Raw genomic sequence first — 20309 nt, forward strand, 5'->3', positions numbered from 1 at the left:
ATGCCGTTCTCCGCTATGACTTTGACTGAATGTATTTGCGCTCAATCGGTTGGATTTTAGTAATGAAGCACCTGTCCGAGAAGTCTGTTTTCCGTGTGGTTGTCGTAGCTTTGGTTCTTGCCACGTTTTACCGCCTGTATCCGCTCATTTCTGGCGACCGCGTACTGTCTGCTGCCTTCATGACCGAAGATGGGTATCTGATGCTTACCGTGGCCCGCAATATGGCAATTGGATTGGGCATGTCCGTCTCCGACGGGACAATTCCCAGTAATGGGGTTCAGCCAATAGCAACCTTCTTATTCGCGGTTCCTTACTGGCTGACTGACGGAGATAAGATATCGGGGCTTTGGGGGGTCCAGTTGATTGGGGCCGCTATCTCTGTGATTGGGGTTTTCACGGTCCGCGCCTTTGCGCGGGAAGCTCTGATGCCTCAGGACAAGTCTCACATTTGGCCATGGTTGGTTGCCGCCCTTTGGTATTCTGGGCAGCATGTGCTGCTGCACACGATGAATGGGCTGGAAACGGGGCTTTATGCAGTTGCCGTGACGACCACACTGGTGATTTTCACACGACTTTTGGCCAAGGGGGAAGACGCCAAGTTTAGCGATCGAATGCTTTTAGGCACCGCTGGGGGTATTACCTTTCTAGTTAGGGTCGACGCCATTTTTCTGTTGTTGGTAATTGCGATCGTTTGGATCCTTCACGAGATATTTGTAGCTCGTAAGCGTGGTGGTCGAATAGCACAGGAAGCTGCTGCTCCGATGTTGTTGGCGGCCATAATTGCTGCGCCTTGGTTGATCAATAATTATGTCAATTTCGGCTCCATCATCCCGGTCAGCGGCACCGCCCAAGCCCTAAGCGGCGGCTTCGCGAAGAATGCCGATCTGGTGCCAGCGGTGATGTTCGAATACTTCTTCCCGATGCTGCCAATACCGCACGCGCTGCAGTTCAATCCGATCTTCCAGACACTCGCCTCCGCTATAGTAGTCCTGATAGGTGGTACCTTCTTCATTCAAGTTTGGCGACGTGAGGGCGCGGTACGATACGCCATCCTAGCTTATCTGATCTTCGCCTTTGTAATGGTCGCCTACTATGGGTTCTACTTCGGCGCTGGTTGGTTCCTAAGCCGATATTTGTCGCCTTTGGCACCCCTCTTCATTGTCGCAACGCTTTCGGTTGCGTTGTCACTGCTCACGCGGGTCACTCCTGTCCACGGCAAAACTATCGTCAGGGGTCTTGGTGTGGCTAGCCTGGTACTTTGCTTCGGATTATTGGGCCGGCTACTGATCCCCGGAGTTAAAGAGCAAGGCCACTTTCAAGTTGTCGATTGGGTGACCGAAAACGTACCCAAGGATGTCTGGGCCGGAGCTATTCAAACTGGAACGCTGGGGTATTGGCATGACCGAACGATAAACCTCGATGGCAAGGTTAATCCCGACGCACTGGACGCCATTCTAACTGAAGGCAACGTGTTAAATTATGTGCTGAACAGCCAGATTGAATACCTGGCGGACTGGCATGGCATCGCAGCTTGGACGACAACGAACAATCGCGGGAACGATGCATTCTCTGATGGTTTCGAAGTGCTTGTTCAAGATCCGGTCCGCAACCTTGATGTTCTGAAACGTAAGAATTGACGGGTTTGGGTAATGAAACTTAATGCAAAACAACTAGATGCTGCTCGGTCGGCTCTCCTTGGCGAACACTCTGACCAAGTCATTCGATATATGGCGGGCCAAAGCGTTGCGATCGATAGCATTCTCCCAACCCAACAAGCACAAGAAATCGCCCAAAATTGCGGCTGGACACTCCCTAAATCGGAGGCCCGAACGTCACTTGGTTTTCTGGTCAGTGACTCCTGCCGTGAATACCTATTCTGGCAAGAGAGGCACAAAGCCCTGCCATTCGAGAACGGATTACCCCATCTTTCCGACACGCTTTTCGAAGGCAAGTATGTCGCAGAAATTGGATCCGGCATGGGGGCAAATTTGATGTCTCTATCTCATCGAACCGGTCGTGTTTGCGGGGTTGAGCCCGTAGAAACCTACATTCAACTTGGTGAAATATTCTGTACGCGCGAAGGCATCAGCACTTTAGAAACCCGTGTTGGGGGGGCGGAGAGCTTGCCGTTCCAAGATGATGAGCTGGATCTCGTGCTATGTGTTTCTGCTCATCAATACTTCGACATTATGCCCGCATTCCATGAAATATCCCGCGTTCTTAAACGAGGGGGGGAACTTGTCATAATTGGTGGGATTCTTTCTGACTACGCGCGGCACTCAGTGGATTATGCGTTGAATTCCGAGGGTCCGAAGGCTGTAGCGATTACGCTGGTGAATTCCCTAAGCTACACAGCAGTGGGACGACGCATTATTGGCAATCGAAATGGATTTTCAACATCACGCCCTGTTTACCCCACTTCCAACGCAATGATCCGTTGGATGCATGACGCAGGTTTAACGCAGAAAACTCCATTCGAAAAGATCGGAGAAGAGACCTGTTTTCACGCAGTTCTATCGGGCTAGAACACGATGTCGCTTGAATAACACCGCGCTGATCTGTCTCGCTACTGATTATCTCAAAACAGTTCATGCCACAAAAAGTTGAAAGATTTGCAAATTTAGGCCATAATCTGCTCAAGTTTCGCGTCCTGTAGTATTTGGAGTAAGTGGTGATATTTAGGTTATTGACAGTGACGTTTACCGCGACTGCGGTGTTTTCATTGAATTTTAATGCGGTTGAAGCGGCGACAATTGATATTGTTCGTAGTGGCGCTGAGCTCATCGAATCGACCCATGGTTTGCGGGATGATACCGGAACAGATGGCACCGATCTTGATGGCGCCATGATAACAGCGACCTACGCGGACGGAACCAGTGAGCAAATCACTTGGGAAGGTGATCCTCGGATTTACACTGATCCTGACGGTAGCACCTATGGTAGCATCAATGGCTGGGCGCGTGGGGCGGACACTGATTTGTTCATGAGTTGGGACGGGTTTGAGATGACCACGACCAGTGTTCTTACATCTCTTTCCATCGATTTGGCACCAGCCAGTGCCGTATTTGATACGACCTTCATTTTTGACGACAACGACCCGAACGGCGAGTCTACTCAGGGATCCAGTTTCGGTTTCCCGTTTGAGCTTTACTCTGGGTACGAAAACTTAGAAGGGGCGATAACGGCAACCTACACTGGGATAGTAAACTTGGTGGGCGATTCTCCAGTTGGTGATTTGTTTACGACGATGTCCTTAGATTTCTCGATGCTGCTAGGTGGCGGCATATTGGGTGATCTCGGCTTCCGGTCCGATATTGACGTGATGCGGAATGAGGGTGATTTATCTCCGGTTCCGCTACCAACGAGCTTGTCGTTCCTTCTGATTGCCTTGGCGGGCCTAGGGCTTACACATCTTGCAGGCAGGCGTCGCATTCTGGTCCCTACCCAGACCGGCTTGCCGCAAAAAGCGTAGTATAACGCTTTTTCGATATTGGTTCGCACGCAGCATGCAAAGCCTCACGGCCAAGAATCCGGCTAGTTTGCTATCCTGCGAGCCGTAGTAGGTATCTCTCCAGATGGGTTTATATGCTTATCCAGCAATAATCGCGCTCTGCATACATTTCTAGGCTTTCTTTTGTAAAAATACTGCGCAATCATCAGGTTATTGTGCAACAATCCAGTTTAAATTTCCCATATTCGCCGCCAAATAACCAAATCTTATCTTTTAGCAGTTTCTAAGCGCCAAATGCGTTAAGGTTTTGTAATGAGTTTTGACCCCGAGAACCTCATCTCTGAGAGCGACATAGCCATCGTCGGAATGGCCGGACATTTTCCGGGCGCTCACACAATAGATGAGTACTGGCAAAATCTGCGAAATGGAATTGAGTCCATCCGCCATTACACCGCCGAAGAATTGCTCGGGGCTGGAGAAGCCCAACACCTCATAAATCGTGACGACTATGTCCCAGCAGCGGCCCCTCTGGATGGGTTCGCACATTTTGATGCAGAGTTTTTCGGCCTCTCGCCCAAAGAAGCCGCGATCATGGATCCGCAACATCGGCGCTTTCTGGAGGTCTCTTGGGAAGCCCTGGAAAACGCCGGACATATGCCCGAAAACGCCAAGGGCCCAATCGGGGTCTACGCCGGCTGCGGGATGGGAAGCTATTTCTACTTTAACATCTGCTCGAACCCAGATCTTGTTAACGATGTGGGCATGTTCCTACTTCGCCATACCGGCAACGACAAGGACTTCCTGTCTACCCGTTTGAGCCACGTTCTGAACCTAAAAGGCCCGTCAGTGACCATGCAGACCGCATGCTCTACATCACTGGTTACGACCCACTATGCGGCACAGGCCTTGATGACAGGCGAATGCGATACCGCGCTTGCTGGCGGTGTCACAATCGAGCTACCTCAAGATCGCGGCTACATATTCAAGGAAGGCGAAGTGCTGTCTCCAGACGGGCACTGCCACGCATTCGATCACCGCGCGGAAGGTACCGTCTTCGGGTCAGGGGCCGGTGTTGTGGTCCTACGACGTCTCACGGATGCCATCGCAGACGGCGACCACATCTGGGCGGTTATCAAAGGCTCTGCCATCAACAATGACGGGGCAGCCAAAGCAGGATACCTAGCCCCGTCAGTCGACGGTCAGGCGGCAGCGATCGCCGAGGCCCAGTCCATGGCAAATATAACTGCTGACACGATCGATTACGTCGAATGCCACGGTACAGGAACATATTTGGGCGATCCAATCGAAGTGGCGGCGTTGACCGAAGCCTTCGAGGAAACCACAGATGAGACCCAGTTTTGCAAAATTGGGTCTGTTAAAACCAACATTGGACACCTCGACACCGCGGCTGGCGCGGCCGGATTGATCAAAACGGCGCTTTCGCTTCATCACCGCGAGATTCCACCATCTTTGGGATATGAGAAACCAAACCCTGCGATTGATTTCGAAAGCGGACCATTCTCTGTCAATGACACCCTTAGCCCTTGGATCTCTCACAATGGACCGCGCCGCGCAGGAGTGAATTCACTTGGTGTCGGGGGCACCAACGCACATTTGGTATTGGAAGAAGCCCCCAAGCGCGCTGCTTCTGAAGAATCGGATTGGCCGTTCCAAATCTTGACCGTATCGGGGCGCAGTAAGGCTGCGCTTGAAGCCAACGCCGCCAATCTTGCCGCCTACCTACGCACCAACCCGGATCAACCCCTCGCGGATATCGCTTGGACGTTGAAAGAACGCCGTCGCGGATTTGAACGCCGTAGGGTTGTAGTGGCTGAAACCCACGCCGACGCCGCCAAACTTCTGGAAGATAACGATCCGCGCCGCGCCTTTTCGCATACCGTGGTTGGCGAAGACCCTGATTACGTTTTCATGTTCCCCGGTGGTGGCGCACAATATGCCGGAATGGCACGCGATCTTTATGAGACGGAACCAGTATTCGCCGAATGGATGGATCGTGGTCTCGACGTTCTTCAATCAAAACTAGATTATGATATCCGTGCGCTTTGGCTGCCGGAATTGGACGCGATTGAGGCCGCAAACACGACGTTGAAAAAACCGTCCGTGCAGTTGCCCCTCATCATGATCACCGAATATGCGTTGGCGCAGCTTTGGATGTCTTGGGGGGTTGAGCCTTCTGCACTGGTTGGTCACTCCATGGGGGAAAACACTGCCGCTTGCGTTGCTGGAGTGATATCGTTCGAGGACTGCATTGGCCTTGTGCATCTCCGCGGCCAATTGTTCGACACGGTGCCAGCGGGCGGCATGTTGTCCATCGTTCTATCGGCTGATGAGTTGGAGCCTCTGTTAGGTGATGATCTTGATTTGGGAGCGGTGAACGCGCCAAATTTAAGCGTCGCTACTGGACCACAAGCCGAGTTGGACGCATTGGAAACGCGGTTGATCCAACGAAGCATCGACTTTCAGCGCATCCCGATCGACATCGCGGCCCATTCGCGCATGTTAGAGCCGATTTTGCAAAAGTTTGGCGACTACTTGCGATCAATTCCCCTGAACCCACCGAATATTCCGTTCACGTCAAACCGCACCGGCGATTACATAACGGACGCGCAGGCTCAAGATCCTGACTACTGGGTGGCCCACCTACGCGGCACCGTACATTTCTCCGATTGCCTGACAACTTTGGCCGAACCACCCGCGCGCGTTTTCATCGAGGTTGGACCTGGGAAGGCGTTGTCATCTTTGGCCGGCCAACACGGCAAGGTTACCGCCAATCAGGTGATCTCCAGCCTGCGTCATCCTGACGATGACACGCCTGACGATGCATATTTCCTTGCCATGCTGGGTCGTATCTGGGCCGTCGGCGGCCAATTTGATTGGGACCAGTTCTGGGGCGAGGCACGCCGATTACACGTACCGCTACCAACATATGCTTTCCAGCAATCCTCCTATTTTATAGAGCCGGGGAAACCTGCATTAGACAGTGATGCACAATGGCTAAGCCGAACGGACGACGTTGAGGAATGGAGCTATCGCCCTGCGTGGACCCCGCGCTACGCGGAGTGCGATATCGACGTCAAAGGTGATTTATCGGAAGCCACCAAACAAACATGGCTGATTTTCGAGGATGACGCAGGGCTTGGAGCAGATGTCGCCGCCAAACTGCGCTCGGCAGATCATAAAGTGGTGACCGTTAAACCCGGTGACACTTTCGCGCGCGTCGGGGAAATGGGCTACATCATCGCCCCTGAACGCGGTCGCGAAAGCTATGATGCGCTAATCCATGACCTAAACACGCGCGACCTGGTTCCAACGCGCATCGTCCATGCCTGGACGATAACCAAGGACGAAAGCTTCCGACCGGGATCAAGCTTCTTTCACCGCGTTCAGGAGCAAGGATTCTATAGTCTGCTATTTCTAGCACAGGCGATTGGGGGCGAAGACCTGCCGATGCCGATACACCTTACCGTGCTTAGTTCGGGCGCAATGCAACGCGCGAACGAAGAACTCCCCTACCCTGAAAAAGCAACGGTCGCAGGACCTGTGCGTGTTATACCGCGCGAGTTCTCTGGAATGACCGTGTCGCAACTGGATATCGAGCCGCTTCGTCAAGGGCGTCTCAGGCGCGGACCTGACAAGACCGACCAATCGCGTATTGTAGGTCAGATTTTGGAAGAGGTTCTTGCAACACCGACATGCGGGACTGCCCTGATCCGCAACGATAAACGCTATGCGCTTGGCTATCAGACAACCAACCTTCCTGTTCTTGATAGCGAATTACCCGTTCTGAAAGACGGCGGTGTCTACCTGCTGACGGGTGGCTTTGGTGGCATCGGCCTGACCCTTGCGCACGAGTTGATCGAGCGATGTAACGCCAAAATAGCGCTGCTTGCTCGCAGCCCGTTGCCCCCTCGCGACACTTGGGACCAGGCGTTGCAAAACAACGCCCCGGGTACCGCCATAGTTCGCCGAATTGAAGGTATTCGCGAGCTAGAAGCTATGGGCGGCGAAGTCCTGACGCTAGTTGCCGACGTGTCCAATGTCGAAGATATGCGGCTAGCAAAGTCCACGCTGGAAGAACACTTCGGTAAAGTCGATGGTATCATCCATGCTGCTGGTCAAATAGATGACGGTCCGATCATGGCCAAAACAGTTACTTCGATTGAGGACGTATTTGCGCCGAAAATTCATGGCACGCAGGTTCTTCACGAAGTCTTTCCCGATGGCTCCTTGGATTGGATAGTTCTGTTTTCATCAAGCTCCACGGCGACGGCCCCGATCGGTCAGGTCGATTACGTTGCTGCAAATGAATACCTCAACGCCTATGCCAAGTCGCGCAGCGGTGGGCAAACCCGCGTGTTAGCCATCAATTGGGGCATCTGGGCTGATGTAGGCATGGCGGCGGACGCAATGGACAGTCGGTTGGGCAAAGCGGCCCCGCCACCGGTGACCCCGATCAATGCGCCAATGTTGGACGAGGCGACGTTTGATTCCGCTGGAAACCGCTGCTTTAGAGCCGAATACCGCGTCTCGGAGCGCTGGTTCCTAGATGATCACCGAACAAAAGCAGGTGATGCGTTGGTACCTGGAACGGGTTACCTTGAGCTGGCAACAGAAGCTCTGCGCGCGCAAGGTGAGACCTCTGCTTTTGAGATCCGTGATCTCTACTTCCTGCGCCCGTTGACTGTCTCCGATCATGCGCCTCGCGACATTCGTGTGGGTCTGCTACGGACCGATCTTGGGTATGACCTGAGTGTAGAAAGTGGCGAACTCGGGCAATTTGAGCAAAACGCGCAAGCCAGTCTCTCGTTATTACCAGTTTCCGCCCCCGCCCCTTTAGATATCGCCGCCATCGAGGCCCGCTGTTCGAACAAGGTCGACGCCGGAGATGCAGGTTGGATGGCGTCACCGCAAGAAGTTCACCTTAACTTCGGCCCACGCTGGCGCGTATTACAATCAACCACTCTAGGCGACGGTGAAGGTCTCGCGACACTCGCGTTACCAGATGCTGCAGCAGGTGATGCTAAAGCAGGTTACTATCTGCACCCTGCCCTGATGGATATTGCAACGGGTTGGGCCATGAATCTGATCGCAGGCTACGAGGCGGCGCATCTCTGGGTGCCAGTGTCTTATCGCTCAGTAAAGGTATTTGGGCCATTACCGTCAAATATTGTCTCTTGGGTCCGCAATAGCGCGGACAATCGGGCAGATAGCGAAACGGCGAGTTTTGACATCACTATCGCTGCGCCCGACGGCACAATATGCGTTGAAATCCACGACTTCTCAATCCGGCGGATGGACACAGATGCTAGCTTCGCGATCACCCCTCTCTCGACCGCTTCAGCGGCCCCGGCCGATGGCGGCATGCGGCCACTATCCCCAGCTGAGGAGCGACTACGACACAATCTGACCCAAGGCATTCGCGCGGATGAAGGCGCGGCGCTGTTTTTGCGCGCACTCTCGAGTCCGCAGCGTCAGGTCATTGTCTCATCCCTCGATTTGGATGCGCTCATAGAACAAGCTGGACAAGTTGATGACGGTGCTCAAGGCCGGGGGCAAAAATTTGAACGCCCTGAACTTGATTCCGAATTCATAAAACCAGAGGGCCCAATCGAAGAGCGGCTGGCCGCTTTCTGGCAAGACCTGTTGGGTGTCGATGAAATCGGTGTCGAAGACAGCTTCTTCGATTTAGGTGGCCACTCATTGATAGCCGTGCGCCTGTTTGCACAAATACGCAAAGCTTGGCAGGTAGACTTCCCGATCTCGGTCCTGTTCGAGGCCCCTACAATCCGCAAATGCGCTGCGCTCATTGCGGCGCAGGGGGTTAACAATGAGACGGATGCCGACAGCGAAGATATAGCCCAAGCCTCGCCGGAACGTCGCTTCACCCATCTGGTGCCAATGCATACCGGCGAAAACAGCACCAAGTCGCCATTCTTCTTGGTCGCGGGCATGTTTGGGAACGTATTAAACCTGCGCCATCTGGCACATTTGGTTGGAAATGATCGGCCATTCTATGGCCTACAAGCCCGTGGATTGTTTGGCAGCGAAGAACCACACCGTACGATCACTGAGGCCGCGCGTGACTACATCGCGGAAATGCGGCAAGTTCAACCCGAAGGCCCCTATATGGTGGGCGGGTTCTCTGGTGGCGGGATTACCGCGTATGAGATTGCTCACCAGTTAACTGCTGCAGGTGAAATCGTCTCCGCCGTGGTAATGCTCGACACTCCTCTTCCCATTCGACCATCCATTTCTCGGGCGGATAAAATGCGCATCAAATGGATGGACCTGCGTAAGGGCGGCGTGTCCTACATCGTTAATTGGGCCAAAGACCGCATCGCATGGGAAATCCAAAAACGTCGCGGGAACGATGACGCCGCCGAGGAAGGCCAGCAGTTCCACAATGTCGCCATCCAAGACGCCTTCCTTGAAAGCGTCGGGTCGTATGAAATCGCCCCATGGTCAGGGCCTTTGACCTTATTTCGCCCACCATTGGTTCCGACTTGGATCATTGGTGACAAGCTGGTCAGCGAATATCGGACATATCTGTATAGTGACAACGATTGGACAAAATTTGCTCCCAAGGTCGAGGTGTTCGAAGTGCCAGGCGATCACGATTCAATGGTACTAGAACCCAATGTTCGCGTTTTAGCAGCTCGTATTAAACAGGTGCTCGAAGATGCGAGCCGTGCCTCACATACCTCAAAGAAAGCCGCACCGACCAAGCAAGCCGCAGAGTAAATACCCATGCCAGCACCCACTGTTTTGACGATCATTCTTAATTACAAAACCGCCGATATGACCCTGCGTTCGGCTCAAGCGGCACGGATCGCCATGCAGGGTCTGCCTGGCGAAATCACAATAGTCGATAACGACAGTCAGGATGGGTCTTTTGAGAAGATTCGCGACCATGTCGAGGCCGAGCAATGGGAAGGCATCCGTGTTCTTAAATCAGGGCACAATGGCGGATACGGAGCCGGGAATAATGTTGGAATCCGTGCGGGAATGTCGGATGGCACAGCACCTGATTTCATCTATATTCTAAATTCTGATGCATTTCCCGAACCCGAAGCGATCACTGAACTTTACAACTTTTTGCAAACCCACCCAAAAACTGGCTTTGTGGGTAGCTATATCTTTGGTGAAGACGGTGATCGGCACACAACTACATTCCGGTTTCCCTCAATCCTCAGCGAACTTGAAAGCGCCATCCGCTTCGGTCCTATTACAAAGCTGCTAAAGTCTTACAGGGTTCCACGCGAAGATATTGTAGGGACAGCATCTGTAGATTGGCTTGCCGGGGCCAGCATGATGATGCGCCGAAGCGTGCTTGATGAAATAGGGCTCTTTGATGAGACCTTCTTTCTATACTTTGAAGAAGCTGATCTGTGCGCGCGCGCGCGGTCATCAAATTATTCTATACACTATGTGTATGAAAGCCGGGTAATGCACTTGGGCTCCGTGTCTACTGGTATGAAGACGTGGGACCGCGTGCCAGATTACTGGTTTGAATCCCGTTTTCATTATTTCCAAAAGAACTATGGCCTCACCTATGCTGGCTTCGCCACTTTGGTTCACCTCAGTGCGGGAAGTTTGCATTGGCTGCGCTGCAGGTTGACCGGAAAAACGCGTGATGTGTCCCCAAACTTCCTGCGCTCCATGGCAAAACACGATTTTGCCAACATTATCGGCTCTATTACGGGCACGACCCATAACCAATCACCTGAACTCGACACTAAAATCGGAGAGTAGATCCCATGTCTCAATTCAGCGCGGTTGTCATCGGCAATGAATCCCTCGCCATTCAGTGCGCGGAAATGTTGCTTGAGGCGGGGCACCAAGTATCCGCAGTAGTCACGCGTAACACCGATATCTCGGCTTGGGCAAAGGGCGCGGACATTCAGGCCATTTCTGCGGACGCCAATCTGGCTGAGGAAATGAACGGAATGTCTTTCGACTGGCTGCTTTCCATCGCCAATCTCGACATGATCCCCGACGACGTGCTCGCGATCCCTTCACGTGGCGCGGTAAACTTCCACGATGGCCCACTACCCCGTTACGCTGGTTTAAACGCCCCAGCTTGGGCGTTGATTAATGGTGAAACCGAATATGGAATTAGCTGGCATATGATCGCTGGCGGCGTCGACGAAGGCGATTTGCTAACTCAGCAATTTTTTGACATCGCTCCGAACGAGACGACCCTAACCCTGAACACCAAATGCTATGGCGCCGCGATTGAAGGGTTCTCGACCGTAATAGATAAATTGGCCACTGAACAGCCGCTATTGACGAAACAAGACCTCTCCAAACGAAGCTATTTTGCCAAGAACGACCGCCCACCTGCTGCGGGTCGGCTCGACTTCTCGCGCTCGGCGCGTAGCATCACGACATTGGTCCGCGCGCTGGATCATGGCGGCTATTGGAACCCCCTCACCTGCCCCAAAATTAATGCGAACGGCAAAATTTGGCTGGTATCACAGGCAACAGCCGGAAAAGCTGCATCTGACAGCCCCGCTGGTACGGTTCTTGACGTTAGCGAGGACAGCATAACCGTCGCCACCGGCACGGCCCCTGTGACCCTGCAAGGGCTTCGCAAGTTTAACGGTGCAGCGGCAGAACCCGCGGACATCGCGAAGTTGGGCGATGTGCTGCCTTCCCCCGATGCGGCTGTGGCGAAAGCCTTGTCGGATGGGTTGAAAAGAACCCTTAAGTCCGAAGCCAATTGGCGCGCACGACTTGAAGCCGCAACCGTGGCTACATTGCCCCTAATAGATGCATCAGCCTCGCAGGGTGAAATCAGGTCCCGCACGCTAGACTTACCCGAAGGGTTCACCCCCACGCACCTTAAATCAGCGATGACCGCCCTTGCTTTGCATCTAAGCGATGACGAAGGCATCACAATCGCCGCTGAACTCACGACAGATAACACCGGATATCTGAATCCTTGGGGCCCTGTCCTAGCGTCCAATATCGAAGATGATCTTGCCGCCGCGCAGGCTATGGGGCCATTTGCCTCTGACCTTATTGCACGCATCCCCAGCCTAGCCAGGCCCGCAACACCTGCATTGGGTCTGTCAAAGCAATCGCATTTGGAAGGAACTGCGCTGACATTGGCGTCAGATGGCACTCTATTCGCGGACATCGGAAAGACCGGCCCAGAGGCGGTAGACTTGATGGGTGATCGGCTCTCTCACATGATCCATCAGATAGCGGCAGGCAAAGCGCCAACGATACTGCCCGAAGCAGAGCGCCAGCAAGTTCTCTACAACTGGAACGCGACTGCCACCGAATTCCCAGAGGACCTTTGCATCCACCAGGCGTTCGAAGCCCAAGTCGCCAAAACGCCCAACGCTGAAGCTCTATCGTTTGAAGGCGAGACACTGACCTACAGTGAGCTTAACACCCGTGCAAATAAAATGGCCCATGTGTTAACAGACATGGGAGTAGCACCTGAGGTAGTTGTCGGCCTACATTTGCCCCGATCCGCTGATCTTGTCATTGCCGCGTTGGCCATCTTGAAGGCGGGCGGCGCCTATCTGCCAATGGACCCAAGTTACCCCACAGATCGCACCGCTCTTTATATTGAGGACAGCGGAACTAAAGTAATCATCACAGATACTATTCTTGCGGATTTGTTGCCAAAGCATGCCGCCAGAGTTTTGTGTGTTGATGACGCCCCATCGCTGGATTCTGCCCCTTCGGAAAACCCCGAAAGTGGCGTGATCGGAGAAGGATTAGCCTATTTGATCTACACGTCCGGATCGACCGGCAAGCCTAAAGGCGTGATGGTTGAACACCGCAACGTCGCCAATTTCTTTACTGGTATGGATGGGCGCATCGCCCACGAAGACGGTTCCGTCTGGATGGCAGTGACGTCATTATCGTTTGACATATCGGTGCTGGAGCTATTCTGGACCCTCAGCCGCGGCTTCAAGGTTGTCATCAGTTCGGATGATAATCGAACTCTCGGGACGACAGATAGCCCGTCAGGGCACACTGTTGGAGGTATGGAGTTCAGCCTTTTCTATTGGGGTAACGACGACGGCGTTGGTCGCGACAAGTACCGCACGCTTCTTGAAGGTGCAAAGTTCGCGGATCAAAACGGATTTTGTGCAGTTTGGACCCCGGAGCGCCACTTCCACGCCTTCGGCGGCCCCTACCCTAACCCATCCGTCACCGGTGCGGCGGTCGCGGCCGTGACCCAGAATATTGGCGTACGGGCTGGCTCCTGCGTGGCCCCACTCCATCACACCGCCCGCATTGCCGAAGAATGGGCGGTGGTCGACAACCTCACGAACGGGAAAGCCGGCCTGGCGATTGCATCCGGCTGGCAACCTGATGACTTCGTGTTGCGTCCAGAGAACACTCCACCCAAAAACAAGCCCGCGATGTTCGAAGCAATCGCTGACCTGCGCAAGCTTTGGTCCGGTGAAGAGATCTCTTTCCCGCGCGAGAATGGCGAAATGCACAACGTCCTTACGCAGCCTCGGCCGGTGTCAAAGAAGCTTGATGTTTGGGTCACGACCGCAGGCAATCCCGAGACCTGGAAAGAAGCGGGTGCCAACGGCTGCAACGTGCTGACGCACCTATTAGGTCAAAGCGTGGGTGAAGTCGGTGAGAAGATCATTCTTTATCATCAAGCTTTACGTGATGCTGGTCATAACCCTGATGATTTCACAGTCACTTTGATGTTGCACTCCTTCTTGGCCGAGACTCGCGAGCAGGCGCGAGAAATCGCACGCGAACCAATGAAGGACTATCTTCGCGCGGCTGCGGGATTGATCAAGCAATACGCATGGGCGTTCCCGGCTTTCAAGAAGCCAAAGGGCGTAGAAAACCCCATGCAGCTCGATCTTGGGTCTCTGACCGAGGACGAGCTGGAAGGTATTTTGGATTTCGCTTTTGAGCGCTATTTCAACGATAGCGGCCTGTTCGGCACCATCGAGGAGGCCATGGAGCGGGTCGAGGAGGTCAAAGCCATTGGCGTAACTGAAATCGCCTGCCTTATCGACTACGGCATCAATGTGGAGCAGGTCCTTGAAGGATTGCGACCTCTGGCTGAGGTGGTGAAGCTTTCAAATGCAGACGTCGCGACGACAGCACATGACTATTCCATCGCAGCCCAAATTCAGCACCACAAAGTTACGCATCTGCAATGCACACCCTCTATGGCGCAAATGCTGGTGATGACAGACGAGGCCCGTGTAGCCCTGCCCCAACTGGATGTGATGATGGTGGGTGGCGAAGCCTTGTCTGGCGCGTTGGCCGCCGAATTGAAGTCACTCACGGGCGGTCACGTGGAAAATATGTATGGCCCGACCGAGACAACTATTTGGTCCACGACCCAGACCGCTACTGGCGGCGAAGGCGTGGTGTCTATCGGGACTCCAATCGCAAATACCCAAGTTTACGTATTGGATGACAACATGGAACCACGCCCAATAGGCGTGCCAGGAGAGTTGTATATCGCAGGCGCCGGGGTTACCCGTGGTTATTTCAAGCGCCCTGACCTGACCTCCGAACGCTTCGTTCGCGATCCATTCGTTAGTGACGCCGATCCCGACAGGGCTGGTGCCGGCTTGATGTATCGCACCGGCGATATCGCGCGTTGGCAACCAGATGGCACACTTGATTTCTTAGGCCGTGCTGACTTCCAAGTGAAGCTGCGCGGCTATCGCGTGGAACTAGGTGAGATTGAGACCGCAATCGACCAGTTCGAAGGTATCAAGCAATCAGTCGTGGTGACACGCGAAGACAGCCCCGGCCAGTTGGTCGCTTACATGCTGTCCAACGACGACGTCGACCAAGATGCTTTGCGCACCCATCTGCGCGACACCCTACCGGACTACATGGTGCCACATCATTTCGTGACGTTGAACGCCTTCCCATTGTCCCCGAACAAGAAGGTGGACCGCAACGCTTTGCCCGCGCCGTCTGAAGTGCAAGCCCAAAGCAGTTCCACCCCAAATGCTGCGGCGAAAGCAGAGGACGCATCTACCACTCCGAACAACATGAGCTCAGACGAAGAAGTCACCCAGGCAATCGCTGCCATTTGGTCGCATACGTTGAACATTCCCAACATCGCGCCGAAGGATAACTTCTTTGATCTTGGAGGGCATTCCCTTCTGGCGGTTCAAGTGCATCGCGAGATCCGCCAACGGTTGAATGTGCAAAAGCTCTCGATCACCGACATTTTCCGTGCGCCAACTCTAAGTGCCTTGTCGGCCATCGTCGCGAAGAAGGCAGGTGTTACAGCAATGCCCAAAGCCCCTACTGCGGCGCCCCCTCAACCAGAGGCGGCTTCTGAGCCACCCGCCCGACCCGAGCCTGACAATGCTCGCAGCGCAGCGATGGCCAAGCGTCGCGAAATGCGCGCGCGGCGACAAAACCGGACGTGACAGAAAAAATACGATCTACTCTGCGCGAGATGCTTGGTGACGAGGTTGGGATAGGCATCACTGATCCACGTGATCCAGAGCAGGGTCTGCTTGAAGCCGAGTATCCAGCCATTGCAAGTGCGGTGCCAAAACGTCGACGCGAATACGCAGCTGGCCGTCGGGCTGCTCGCGCCGCCATGACTGAACTAGGGCTTCCACCAGCACCGATTTTAACGGGAACTCAGCGGGAACCACTTTGGCCGCACGGGCTGGTAGGTTCTATTGCTCATTGCAACACGCTGTGCATTGCTGCTGTTAGCCTTACCCATCGCAGCATCGGATTAGATGTTGAACCCGCAGTGCCGCTTCCATCCGATTTGGAACGCATTGTCTGCACCCCAACGGAGCGTCATTGGCTGAAAACTCTTCCCATCAATGATCGCGGGCTTAATGCCAGGAAAATCTTCAGCGCCAAAGAAGCCGTATATAAAGCGCAATATCTGGTAACGAGCCAGATGATTGGATTTGAGGACGTCAATATTCAGTTTGAAGGCGTAGACTTCACGGCTGATCTGCCCAGCACCCTGACAATTCAAAGCATGTCTGGGCAGCTGCGGTTAGTCGAAGACTACCTGTTAGGATCTGTCCGGATCGACATGTGACATGCGCTTGCCGAACTCGATCAGGAAGTCGTGCGACTTAGCAAATTCCAACGCTTTGTCACATCTCAGACCTATCTCTGCTCGCTTTTTATCTATCTCCGCTATCACGTCCACAATGCCAGTGATGTCTCCCATCGGAACTGTCCAACCTGCGCCGCTTGCCTGGTTCAAAGCAGCCCACATCTGGTTTCCATACCCAACCACGGCGACGCCGCACCCCATGTTCTCCAGATAGGTACATGATGGATCTGATTGCCGATGACAGCAAAGATAGATGTCACTGTTTTTGCGAATATGAGGGACCAACTCGGTCTCGAAATCGACCGGCGCGTGCAATTTCACGCTGTCCTCTAAGCCCTGAGACGCGATACCTCGGGCAATCTGTTGTTTGAGCCCCCCCTCCCCGAAAATATCGAGGTGGAAACGCACTCCCTGCCCGCGCAGTTTTGAAGCTATTGGCAACAGATCATGCGCCCCTTTCATCTGTTCAAGTCGACCAGAGTAGATCAGTCGCAAAGGTTGGCCAGAATTGAGACGTTCCGCGCGTGCCTTTAGTTCGTCCTCTGTCGCGAACAAGGAGGGTGTCATACGGTTATCCAGGTAAAGCAGCGGATCGCGGTTCAAGTGCGCATAAGTTTGATAAGCTGGGTACCCGTTCGACTGAAACCCTTGAGCTTTGCGAATAAACCGTTTGCGCAGCCCCTCTTTTCTAACCAACCACAACATAGTGTATAATCGCTTTGCCAGCCCGTGCTGAGGATCAAGCCACGCCGCCTGCAATCGGGTCTTCAGGGTGTATTCCATGGTGACGAAAAACTTGGGAGGCCGCTGGATCTCAAGGTTAGGAATGTCCAAGTTCTCTGCGTCATCGACACTGCATAGCACGACGTCGTAACCATCCAGATGCTCCGCTGAAATAGCTTGATCTTGTTTCAGGACTTTAAGCCCAAATCCTGGATCAGTTGTGATTTCTTGCGCACCAAAGGGAATGTTCTCAGCCCCCTCCCGCAGCAGACAGTCGACTTCCCCGTTCCAAAACTTTTGGTGCAAAGCCATTCCGGTCAAAAACTTGCCATCCATGACAAACCCGTTTTCGGTGGGAATGACCGGCGCCGGGGCGATGAGAAGAAGTCGCGACCTAGAGTTCACATTCAATACACTTAAACCTAAGCGCCTTCCAATTCTGCGTTGCGTTGTTACAGTTGACGCTTATCCTCGTTCACAAGTCAAAGATTAGTAGGAATTTGGGGATGACTAAAGCACTTGTCGTAGTTGCAGTGACCATTGCAGTTCTTAGCGCGCTTTATGTCTGGCGCAGCAGCAGCCACAAACCACTGGGTCAAGAAGCTTTCGACGCTCTGTACGAAGCGCCTGCCCCAAAGCCGCCCCAAACAATGAATGCGATGCACTTGGGCCATAGTCTTGTATCGCACGATATGCCCGAACTGCTCGTTCAGCTTTCTGACGGGCGCTATCACTATAACAGCCAACTTGGCTGGGGGACATTTTTGAAAGCCCACTGGGATCCGGACACGCCTATCAACGGGTTTGAGGATTCAAATGGTCACCCGCAATTCCGCGACGCACATGAAGCTATCGCTTCGGGTGAATATGATGCCATCATCCTTACCGAAGCCGTCGAAATCCGCGACTCCATCAAATACATGGACAGCGCCAAAATGTTGCATAACTGGGCGACCAAGGCGCGGGCCAATAATCCTGACGTCAGGGTTTATTTCTACGAAACTTGGCACGACCTCGATGATCCGGAAGGTTGGTTGGAGCGCCTCGATCGAGACCTAGAAATGTATTGGGAAGGAGCAATCCTGCGCCCTGCTCTAAACCTTGATGATAACCCGCAACCGATCTACGTGATCCCGGCAGGTCAAGTTATGGCACGATTCGTGCGTGAAATTGAAAAGCGCGGTGGGGTTGGGCCAATCAAATCTCGGACAGACCTGTTCTCAGACACGATTCACTTCAACGCTTATGGTGCTTATCTAGTCGCCCTCACTCATTTTGCGGTATTGTATCAGACGTCTCCGGTCGGACTTCCCCATAATCTGGTCAAGTTTGACGGAACGCCCGCACCCGATCCGGGACCGGAGGCTGCGAAGCTTATGCAGGAAATTGTTTGGGATGTCGTGACTCGATACAGCCGGACTGGCGTGCCGCAGCAAAACTAAGCGGGCTATTGGCGCTCAAAAAAGGCGCACGTTTTCGCGGGTCTTGTGGTAAGTATTCTAGACTGCCGTTTGTAAGCTTCAGTGTCGCGCGAGGTGCCCAGTGCGTTTTCTATCTTCAATAAGAAATGGCGTGGCTGGTCGCGAACAGTTCTATGCCTACACGATTATTGCACTCGTAGTTTTAACACTGGCCAGCGTAACCATACTAAGTGGAGATCGAGTGAGATCACTCGATGAACCGAACTTCTTAGCCATTGCAGAAAACCTTGCCCTTAATGGCGTATATGCCCACCAAGACGGCGAATTAACCGCCTATCACGCACCGGGGCTGGTCTTGTTAATCGCGCCCTTTGTGAAATTGGGTGCGGGCCTCATGGAGCTACGCCTAGTCAATAACCTGCTGTTAGGAGCGAGCCTCCTATTAGTATTTCACATGGTTCGCCGCAATGCTGGCCCTCTTGCTGGTTTATTGGCCGTAATCCTGATTCCGCTGTGGCCGGTCATCCTTTACGCTTCTCTCACACTTTATCCGCAGACACTTGCTGCATTCATGTTAGTGCTGACGGCTTTTCTTCTAGATCGCCTAACAGTGACCCAGTCGAGGGTAACCGCCGCATTGGCTGGTCTGTCGTTTGGCTTTCTGATCCTAACAATCCCAATAGTTTTGCTTCTGGTGCCAATATTTGTCCTGTGGGTCTGGTTTCAATCTCACAAACCAATGCGTCACTTAGTTGCCTTCCTCGCATGTGCCGCGCTTCTTGTAGCTGGTTGGGGTATACGAAATCACAACGCCTTTGGAGTCGTCATCCTGACGGCAACTAGCGGCGGGTATAATTTGCTTGCGGGGAACTCGCCTGGCGCGCGGTATAACACTAGTCTTGATGTGAAGTTTCCCGACTATGTTTACACTGAGATCACCGGAAAAACCGAGATCGAACGCGACAGGATTTTCAAGCGTGCAGCCTTTCGTGAGATGGCGAACAACCCGGCACGGACAGTTTCTCTATATTTTGGAAAATTTCTGCATTGGTTTGATTTCAGCAATCGGCTCATGTCCGACACTGCTGTTGAAGGCGGTGCCTCAACAGTGAATGTAAGCACGCGTGAGGTCATTCTGCTGGCTGCATATAGCCTCATTATCCTACCCCTCGTCGCCCGTGTCGCCTTATTGCGTAAACACCCATTCCGACCAATAGAGATACTGGGGCTATGTTTGTGGATTGGTGCTGGCCTTGCATATGCGGTGTTTTTCACTCGCGTTCGGTTCAGAATGCCTTTTGACTGGCTTATCATCGCGAACAACGCGATTTTCATAGCACTGATTATTGAAAACCGTGTCGAACGCTGGAAACCTGATACTGAGACAGCAAGAGACTAGCCATCTTTGGAGCGCTCGAATTACTTCCTAATTATTGGATAAAGTAGGTGATTACGCAAACCTGAGAGAATTTTCTTCGAGCGAGTGGCCTTTGGGTGGCTTCTTTCTCGCGATATTGCTTGCGTTGCTTTCACTCGGCACGTGGGCACTCATGTCAGACAGTCATGAGCAAGCCGGAAAGCATATGAAGGTTGTGCTTGCATCACATTTGAGGCTTCGACTATTAACTCCTCC

General features: G+C 53.4%; 10 protein-coding genes. 9 read left to right on the top strand and 1 reads right to left on the bottom strand.

The window, feature by feature from the left end; all coding sequences use genetic code 11:
- The first annotated feature begins 29 nt into the window (after positions 1–29).
- The 7 genes from BDE40_RS16225 (at position 30) to BDE40_RS16255 (ending at position 16511) form a co-directional block, all read left to right on the top strand.
- Positions 30–1637 (top strand): hypothetical protein, encoded by a 1608-nt coding sequence (locus BDE40_RS16225; RefSeq protein ID WP_134016326.1) that lies wholly within the window; start codon positions 30–32, stop codon positions 1635–1637.
- A gap of 12 nt (positions 1638–1649) precedes the next feature.
- Positions 1650–2525 (top strand): class I SAM-dependent methyltransferase, encoded by an 876-nt coding sequence (locus tag BDE40_RS16230; protein ID WP_134016328.1) that lies wholly within the window; start codon positions 1650–1652, stop codon positions 2523–2525.
- A 197-nt stretch (positions 2526–2722) separates the two neighbouring features.
- Complete coding sequence (locus BDE40_RS16235; RefSeq protein WP_162848111.1) at positions 2723–3472, top strand: hypothetical protein; 750 nt, start codon at positions 2723–2725, stop codon at positions 3470–3472.
- A 291-nt stretch (positions 3473–3763) separates the two neighbouring features.
- A complete protein-coding gene (locus tag BDE40_RS16240; RefSeq protein ID WP_134016332.1) occupies positions 3764–10213 on the top strand; it encodes a type I polyketide synthase in 6450 nt (2149 codons plus the stop codon).
- 6 nt (positions 10214–10219) lie between these two features.
- Positions 10220–11224: a glycosyltransferase family 2 protein gene (locus tag BDE40_RS16245; RefSeq protein WP_134016334.1), complete on the top strand. Its 1005-nt coding sequence runs from the start codon at positions 10220–10222 to the stop codon at positions 11222–11224.
- Between the two features lie 5 nt (positions 11225–11229).
- Positions 11230–15870 carry a MupA/Atu3671 family FMN-dependent luciferase-like monooxygenase gene (locus BDE40_RS16250; protein ID WP_134016336.1) on the top strand — a complete coding sequence of 1547 codons (4641 nt, stop codon included), beginning with the start codon at positions 11230–11232 and terminating at the stop codon, positions 15868–15870.
- Complete coding sequence (locus BDE40_RS16255; protein WP_134016338.1) at positions 15867–16511, top strand: 4'-phosphopantetheinyl transferase family protein; 645 nt, start codon at positions 15867–15869, stop codon at positions 16509–16511. The genes BDE40_RS16250 and BDE40_RS16255 overlap by 4 nt, the downstream gene beginning before the upstream one ends.
- Here the strand turns inward: BDE40_RS16255 and BDE40_RS16260 are convergent.
- Positions 16485–17591: a glycosyltransferase gene (locus BDE40_RS16260; RefSeq protein ID WP_134016340.1), complete on the bottom strand. Its 1107-nt coding sequence runs from the start codon at positions 17589–17591 to the stop codon at positions 16485–16487. The two genes, BDE40_RS16255 and BDE40_RS16260, sit on opposite strands and share 27 nt — an antisense overlap.
- A 170-nt stretch (positions 17592–17761) precedes the next feature.
- Between BDE40_RS16260 and BDE40_RS16265 the strand changes: the two genes are divergently transcribed.
- Both BDE40_RS16265 and BDE40_RS16270 read left to right on the top strand, forming a co-directional pair.
- Positions 17762–18697, top strand: coding sequence for a hypothetical protein (locus BDE40_RS16265; RefSeq protein ID WP_134016342.1), 936 nt, complete (start codon positions 17762–17764; stop codon positions 18695–18697).
- Positions 18698–18827: 130 nt separating this feature from the next.
- On the top strand, positions 18828–20075 hold the full coding sequence (locus tag BDE40_RS16270; RefSeq protein ID WP_162848112.1) for an ArnT family glycosyltransferase: 1248 nt from the start codon (positions 18828–18830) through the stop codon (positions 20073–20075).
- The last annotated feature ends 234 nt before the right edge of the window (positions 20076–20309 follow it).

This window comes from Litoreibacter halocynthiae, from assembly GCF_004365635.1.
Taxonomy (GTDB): Bacteria; Pseudomonadota; Alphaproteobacteria; order Rhodobacterales; family Rhodobacteraceae; genus Litoreibacter; species Litoreibacter halocynthiae.